The 7122-nt window shown below is 67.0% G+C and carries 8 protein-coding genes and 2 pseudogenes; 7 read left to right on the top strand and 3 right to left on the bottom strand.

Translation table 11 applies throughout. The annotated features are described in order from the left end of the window. Positions 1-159: 159 nt before the first annotated feature. The 5 genes and pseudogenes from LNW71_RS35515 to LNW71_RS35500 all read left to right on the top strand — a co-directional run bounded on the left by LNW71_RS35515 (position 160) and on the right by LNW71_RS35500 (position 2052). The gene (locus LNW71_RS35515) at positions 160-471 is read left to right on the top strand and encodes a hypothetical protein (protein ID WP_250972332.1); all 312 of its coding nucleotides are present in this window, start codon (positions 160-162) and stop codon (positions 469-471) included. 173 nt (positions 472-644) lie between these two features. After that, a complete protein-coding gene (locus LNW71_RS35510; protein ID WP_250972331.1) occupies positions 645-1016 on the top strand; it encodes a hypothetical protein in 372 nt (123 codons plus the stop codon). 88 nt (positions 1017-1104) lie between these two features. Then, positions 1105-1314: pseudogene (locus LNW71_RS37225) on the top strand (ricin-type beta-trefoil lectin domain protein); the annotation flags it as partial. Next, positions 1281-1706, top strand: coding sequence for an RICIN domain-containing protein (locus LNW71_RS37220; protein ID WP_374119563.1), 426 nt, complete (start codon positions 1281-1283; stop codon positions 1704-1706). The pseudogene LNW71_RS37225 and the gene LNW71_RS37220, both read left to right, overlap by 34 nt. A 142-nt stretch (positions 1707-1848) precedes the next feature. Beyond that, positions 1849-2052, top strand: a complete 204-nt coding sequence (locus tag LNW71_RS35500; protein WP_250972329.1) for a cold-shock protein — start codon at positions 1849-1851, stop codon at positions 2050-2052. A gap of 239 nt (positions 2053-2291) precedes the next feature. On the opposite strand, the gene LNW71_RS35495 is transcribed toward LNW71_RS35500, so the two are convergent. Together LNW71_RS35495 and LNW71_RS35490 are read right to left on the bottom strand one after the other, a co-directional pair. Next, positions 2292-2456, bottom strand: a complete 165-nt coding sequence (locus LNW71_RS35495) for a hypothetical protein (RefSeq protein ID WP_250972328.1) — start codon at positions 2454-2456, stop codon at positions 2292-2294. A gap of 749 nt (positions 2457-3205) precedes the next feature. Continuing rightward, a pseudogene (locus LNW71_RS35490) lies at positions 3206-3855 on the bottom strand (alpha/beta hydrolase); the annotation flags it as partial. A gap of 193 nt (positions 3856-4048) precedes the next feature. On the opposite strand from LNW71_RS35490, the gene LNW71_RS35485 reads away from it, so the two are divergent. After that, positions 4049-4291 (top strand): hypothetical protein, encoded by a 243-nt coding sequence (locus tag LNW71_RS35485; RefSeq protein ID WP_250972327.1) that lies wholly within the window; start codon positions 4049-4051, stop codon positions 4289-4291. A gap of 318 nt (positions 4292-4609) precedes the next feature. Here LNW71_RS35485 and LNW71_RS35480 read toward each other — a convergent pair whose 3' ends face one another. Continuing rightward, positions 4610-5938 (bottom strand): M28 family peptidase, encoded by a 1329-nt coding sequence (locus LNW71_RS35480; RefSeq protein ID WP_250972326.1) that lies wholly within the window; start codon positions 5936-5938, stop codon positions 4610-4612. Between the two features lie 109 nt (positions 5939-6047). Between LNW71_RS35480 and LNW71_RS35475 the strand changes: the two genes are divergently transcribed. Then, positions 6048-6266: a hypothetical protein gene (locus LNW71_RS35475; RefSeq protein WP_250972325.1), complete on the top strand. Its 219-nt coding sequence runs from the start codon at positions 6048-6050 to the stop codon at positions 6264-6266. The last annotated feature ends 856 nt before the right edge of the window (positions 6267-7122 follow it).

The raw sequence follows: 7122 nt of genomic DNA, 5'->3' as shown, positions 1-7122 counted from the left end.
GGCCGGCACCACGCGGCCTGTCACCTACGAAGAACCCCACACTCACCGAAACATCAGCGCAGAAAGGCGAAGCTCCTCATGAGGAAATTTACTCTGCCAGGTGACAGGTCAAGACGCAGGTTCAGCCGCCACCGTTCTCCGATCTCCATGCTCAGCGCCGTGCTGACGCTCCTTGCCGGCACCATCGGCCTCGTGATCAGCGGCGGCTTGGCCTCGCGGCCGTTCCACCGCCCCGCCGGATGGACCACCATGTTCAGCGACGACTTCAACGGAGCTGCCAACTCAGGGCTAAATCGCGCGAACTGGCTGTACGACATCGGCACCGGATATCAGGGCGGTGCCGCCAACTGGGGCACCGGTGAGATTGAGTCGGCTACCGACTCCACTCAGAATGTGTACCAGGATGGCAACGGACACATGGCATCAAGGCGATCCGGGACGGTTCCGGACACTGGACGTCGGGCCGCGTAGAGACCCAGCGCACCGATTTCGCAGCTCCGGCAGGCGGACAGCTCCAGATCAGCGCCTCCATCCAGCAGCCCAACCCTCCAGCGGCCTAGGCTACTGGCCCGCCTCTGGGCCATGGGCGCCGACGCACGTCCGGCCGGCGCCACGAACTGGCCCATATCGGCGAGATTGACATCATGGAAGACGTCAACGCGCTCAGCAAGCACTCCACCACCTTCCACTGCGGTGCATGGGCCGGCGAATGCCATGACCCCGACGGCATCACCAGTGACCTGCAGCCTTGCGGCGGTTGCCAGACGGGCTACCACACCTACTCGGCGATCATCGACCGCTCCAACACTGCGGCCGAGCAGCTGCGCTTCTACCTCGACGGCAACGTGACTTTCACGGTCAACGAGAACCAGGTCTCGGTAGCCACCTGGCAGGAAGCCATCGATCACGGCTTCTTCGCCATCTTCGACCTCGCGATGCCGGTTCCTACCCCGACAAGGTCTGCGGCTGCTCCTCGGCGGCGCAGGCGGGCAACATCACCTCGGGCTCGGCCATGAGCGTCGACTGGTTCGCCGTCTATCAGAACACCGGCGGTGGCACGACGACACCCACCGGCCAGATCACCTCCGCAGTAAACGGTGCCAAGTGCCTGGACGACTTCGGGGGGTCCACGACGGCTGGTGCGAAGGCAGACCTGTGGGACTGCAATGGGTCCTCGGCCAGCAGTGGACGCTCACCAGTGGCACGCTGCGGGCGAACGGGCTCTGCCTTGACGTAACCGGCGGCAGCACAGCCAATGGCACACTAGTAGGGCTGTGGACATGCAACGGCGGAGCCAACCAGCAGTGGCAGTCGTCGAACGGCTCCCTGGTGAACCCGTGTCCGGCAAGTGCCTGGACGATCCGGGCTTCAACATCGCCAACGGAACACAGCTCGACATCTGGGCCTGTGACGGTGGCGCCAACCAGCGCTGGAACTCCCTTCCTGAAAAAGCCCGCCCGCCCTCTCTGCGGGCGGAACCCATTGGGCCCGGTTCATGGAGGACCGGGCACCTTCCACCGAGGAGCCCGAAGCACCGGCAACGATTGAACGGAGCGATGGCCATCTCCATCGACGGTGCCTCCGAGCAGACGCAGACCGTGTACGTGCGCCCGACAGCACCGCGCGACACCATCTGGATACCTTCTGGTGTGTGCGACGGCGGTCCACCACGGTCACTCAGCCCGATTATCGGTTTGCCTTCCTGAGGTGGCTGGGTAGGTCTTGGCTCGTGATTGGCAGTCGTGCGTCCGAAGTACCGCTCCATCAGGCGTCGGAGGACCAGGGCAAGCAACCCACACCCAAGGGCCTTCATCCGCGAGGGCCCTCGTCCCCGAATGGGAGAAGTACATGGCCACCGGAACTGTGAAGTGGTTCAACGCGGAGAAGGGCTTCGGCTTCATCGAGCAGGACGGCGGCGGCGCCGACGTCTTCGCCCACTACTCCAACATCAACGCCCAGGGCTTCCGTGAGCTCCAGGAAGGCCAGAAGGTCGAGTTCGAGGTCACCCAGGGCCAGAAGGGTCCGCAGGCGGAGAACATCCAAGTCATCTGAGCGGCATCCTAGGAACGCCCCGAGCTGACCGCTCGGGCGTTCCTGTTTTCCACGGGGCGCAGATCGAACTGACCGCTCGCATTGAACCCAGGCAGCCTTGGGCTTCTGAGCAGGTGGACTGTGTTCGTTGAGATGTCTGGCTTCGGAGCCGCCCCGCCCCGCCATCCCCGTTTCCGGTGATCTGGTTCAGATCTGATCCCATGTGTCTGGGGCGAGCGCGGGGAAGCGGAGGCCGGTGGCTAGGCGTCGGCCGCTTCGTCGTCGCCGGTGGGCTGGAGCTTGATGCCGGTGTCGTAGGTCCTCTCCTCCGAGGCGGAAGCGTCGGCGTTGTTCACTCTGACCCTGGCCTCGTCGCCCTTGAGATAGAACGTCACGGCGCCGCGTGAGTCGGCGTTGTCCCACAAGCCCCGGAGCCCATCACGCAGGTCGCCTTGCTTGATGACGGGTCCTTCTCGTTCACCCTGACCGCTGCCGGGGTACCACCTCGGGATACGCGGCCACGGGCCCATCGAGGATGGGCTGTGGTATGCCCCGCAGGTGAAGATCGAAGAAGGCTGCCACATAGTCTCGGGTTATGTACCAACCGCGTTCTGCGGAGAGCGGCGCGGCGGGGTCTGACAGACCCAGCTGGCCAGCGAGGCAGGGCAGATCCGTGAAGGAGAAATGTTCAGCGCCGGTCACCGTCAGCCAGCTCTTCCAGCCACTCAGGTGCTTCCATGCCTCAGACCAGTCGGTGTTCTCACTGCCAGGGCTGTGCGTGGACTCGGCGCCGAGCATCATGAACGGCGTCGGCCGAGCCCCTCAGCAGCAGGGTGCAGGAAAAAGTCACCGTCCAGGTCGGCCCCGGCCCGCACACGGTGATCGGCGGCCATGGTTGCCGCGGCACTCGCGCCCCCAATCGAATGCCCCGCGATTCCGATCCGACTCGGGTCGATCGCACGGGACAACGCCCTCGCCTGTCGGTCCTTCGTCAGCTCGTCAATCACTAAGGGCTGTCCCGTAATCCCTGGTGGATCAGCGCGCGGCGTCAGATGCGGTGCATCGCAAGGCGGAGGGACGTCCGCATACTGGATGTATTCGGGCGTTCCGACAACGCGGCGAGGTGCCGTAGCTGTCGTCGTGCGCCCGCCAGGGATTGCGGGACAGCCCTTAGGGACATGTCCTTGGCTCGGCCGCGCACCACCGCTGCCTGCTCCTCGGACGTGTCGACCCGCTCGCAGGCCACGCAGGTCAGCAGCCGACGCCCAGGAAACGCCGTACCAACGGATTCGTACGCGTGGTCCACGGAGGCAACGACATAGCCGCGACTCGCGAGATCCTCGGCGACCGCTGTGAGTGTGGTGCGCGGCATCGAGAATCCCGGAGAGAGCAAGACCAAGGGGAAACGCCCCGGCGCAGGGCCTACACCTTCCCTAGCATGAGTACGCGCCCCTGCAACCGTTGCGGCGGACACCACGCCGCCGAGCCCTCTGGCCTCCAGCAGGAGCTCTGCCTCGTCAGCGGTCATGTATGCCGCCGGGGAACCCCTCATCCCGCGCGCGGGATAGAACACCGACACCATCAGCTCCCGGTTCCCCGCCGTCGGCACCCACGGGTCGGTGCGGTGTCTGTCGACCAAGTGCAGGGCGCGACGCCCACCGTGTATGGACCGGTGGGAAGCGGCAAGGCCAACCTGCTGTAAGGAACTTGGGAGGGAGTGTGCGCGCCCGGGGCAGACGCAGCGGGTGCGGCGCCCAGGAGCGGGACGGACAGCGCGAGGGCGAGCAGGGCGGCTGCGGCGGCTCTGCGACGTCTGGTGGTCATACAGCCGACGCTAGGTCTCCGGATGCCCCTAACACGTCGCTCCACAGGGTTACTTGGCCTACCTCTATGGTCTGATCCGTCGGACCAGGTCCCCCCACAGGGAGCGAGCGGACCCACTCTCGTCCGGTGCCAGGGTGCCGCGCGTTGTCGGTGGCAGCTGGTGCGGGGCCGGATTGCGGGTAGCAGGATCTGTATGAGTCCTTCGAGGCCGGTGAAGTTCCTGCTGCTGTTCCTTCTCGCGTTCGTGGGAGGCGTCCTGTATCTGCACTTCGGCAAAGACGAGGGCTGGAGCAGCTCTCTGCTCCTCGGTCTGATCATGGCACCCGTTGTTGTGGCCGCGTGGAAGTTCCGCGACTGGTACACGGATCGTGCCCGGCGGGCCGGACGAAACTGGCGTGAGAGCCGCGGCGAGCGCAGGCGCGCACGTGGTGCCTGAGTAATTGTTGCCCTTTCGGGAGGCCCGCAAGGGCCCAGGTTGCTCCAGGCCCCCGCGGAAGCCTCTGGCGCCGGACCTATGGGCACGGCCGTTGCCCGTACGAGCGCCGCGTTCACACCACCGGCCCCTCCACCCGGTGTCCGCTGGGTGAGCACCGGCGTCTGGAAGCTGCCCGCCGCGAACGCGTGGAAGATCGGTCCATGGTCGCTCAACACGGCGGGAACAGCCGCCCGCTTCGACTGCGCCCGCACGTAGGGGAGTTGACAGCAGAAGGCCGAAGCGCGGCACGTGGTGCGTACCACGTGCCGCGCGCTCGCGTCAGAAGGTCAGATTCCAGCTGTCGACGTATCCGGTGTCCTGCGCGGCCACGTCCTGGACCCGAAGCTTCCACGTCCCGTTGGCGGTCTCGCTCGACGCGTTCACCGTGTAGGTGGCGATGACATTGTCCGCGGAGTCGCTGGAGCTGGAGTTCTTCAGCCGGTACGCGGACCCGTCCGGCGCGAGGAGGTCGATGACCAGGTCGCCGCGGAAGGTGTGCTTGATGTCCACGCTGGCCTTGAGCGTCGCGGGTGCGTTGCCCGTACGGCCGGTGACTGCGACGGCCGACGTCACGGCAGCCCCGTTGTCCGGTACGGCCACGTTGGCAGTGTTCTCGAAGACCGTGCCGGCGGGCGGCGGGGTGGTCGCGGCGGACAGGCCCCAGACCGCGTACGCGATCGCGTCGCTGTTCCGGTCGAGCGCCGTGTCGTTGATGTTGGCCGAGGTGTCGCAGGACGCGTGGTAGCACCGGTCGAAGGCCTGGCCCGAGGTGCCGCCCCACTTCTGAGCCTGGGCGGCGGTCTTGGTGTAGTCGGCGCCGGAGAAGAGTCCGCCGACGGGTATGCCGGCGCTCTTGAACGGCGCGTGGTCGGAGCGGCCGTCGCCCTCCGTCTCGATCTCGGTGGGTATCGAGAGGCCGGCGTAGTAGTCCTTGAACGTCTTCTCGATCGTGGGGTCGTCGTCGTAGACGAAGTATCCGGGGTTGGGCGAGCCGATCATGTCGAAGTTCAGGTATCCGGCGATCTTGGCCCGGTCGGCAGTGGCGAGGTGGTTGACGTAGTACGTCGAACCGACCATCCCCAGCTCCTCCGCTCCCCACCAGGCGAAGCGCAGATGCTTCGACGGCTGGTAGCCGGCCCGGGAGACGGCGAGGGCGGTCTCCAGGATCGCGGCCGAGCCGGAGCCGTTGTCGTTGATCCCGGGGCCGGCCGTGACGGAGTCGAGGTGCGCGCCGGTCATCACGACCTGGCTCGCATCGCCGCCCGGCCAGTCGGCGATCAGGTTGTACCCGGTGGAGCCGCTGGAGGTGAACGTCTGGAGCGCGGTGGTGAACCCGGCCGCATCCAGCTTGGCCTTCACGTAGTCGACGGAGGCCTTGTAGCCGGCCCTGCCGTGGGCGCGGTTGCCGCCGTTGGCGGTGGCGATGGACTGGAGCTGCGCGAGGTGCGCCTTGACGTTGGCCACCGGGATGTCCGGCGCCGCGAGAACGGCGGCCGAGGACGGGACGGCGGATGCATACGCGGCTGCAGGGACGGCGGGGGCGAGCAGGGCGGTAAGGGCGAAGGAGACCGCTGCTGCCACGGTCGTGCGTCTGGGGAAGAGAGTCATGTGGGGGCTCCGAGTTCCGTACGCGCGAAGGGATCAGGGCGTGGACGTACCGGTGCGCCCCTCCCCGCGGAGGGCGGAAGGGGCGCGGTGCGTGCCCGATCGTGACGTCTTGACGGCGCACCGTCAAGACGGCATCCGGTCGCGGCGTCCGCTCAGCGGACGCCTGCGGGCGAGCTGCAGGGGCCAGTGGCACAGTGACCCGACCTTCGAGAACCACGAGGGCGGCTACCGCGACTACGACGGCCCCGTCCCCGTCCCCGTCATCGCCACGACCCTGGCCCGCCTCCAACGTCCCGGCCCCCACGGGCCTGTCTCGCGGGGCTACTGACACTCCGCCTGGGAAACCCTCGAGGATGCCCTGGACAATCCTGACGACCCCCAGGCCCTCCGTACACGTGAAGACCACCACCGCGCGGAGCGCGACGCCCGGGAGGCAGGCGAGCGCCGGGAGTGGGAGGAGGGCGAGCGCCGGCGGAAGGCGGCGTGTGGCCCTGCCCAACCTGCGGCCGCGAGGTCCTGCCCGACGAAGGCTGGGAGCCCCCTTCCCGGACAGGGACTGCAGCGTTATGAAGCATGAACCGGAAGCCGCTGAGGATCCTGTCCCCGAGGAGGCACAAAGGAGTGGCTGCCTCTTCGGCTTCCTGCGCTGCCCTGATCCCCGACCCACCCCGCATACGGCGGAGGGCGGCACCCGATCTGGGTGCCGCCTCCGCCGCGTTCGAGCTACCCGCGATGGCGAGCAGGCTGCTGTCGACGGTGTACACCCTCGCGGCTGTGGAACCGAGAGCGGTGGCAGCTTCCGGGCGATCGGGCATGGCGCTGACCTGTGAGAAGGTCACAGCTGGTTGAGTCGATCCCGCGCTGTGTTGCCCCGCTCTCGTGTGCCGATAGTCAGCGTGAACTGCTGCCAGTGGTGATGGCGGCGACCGCCGAGACGGCTGGTGCGCACGGTGCAGATAGCGCGCGGCGGACGCGGAGACGCCGACGGGGCATCGGCGATGACTCACGTACGCCGCGCCGGATCTGTTCGGCGGTTTGGCCGATTTCGTGCTCGTTAGCGTGGCGATATTCCGGGAAGATTTTACCCGCTCACGCCAACATGGGCATGTTCGCGCTGGAGGAGGATCCATGAGGGGAAGTATTCGTCGAGCCTTGGTGATGGCATTGGGAGCCGCAACTGCATT

It is taken from the genome of Streptomyces sp. RKAG290, assembly GCF_023701695.1.
Lineage (GTDB): Bacteria > Actinomycetota > Actinomycetes > Streptomycetales > Streptomycetaceae > Streptomyces.
This window is presented reverse-complemented; position numbering and strand designations above follow the sequence as displayed.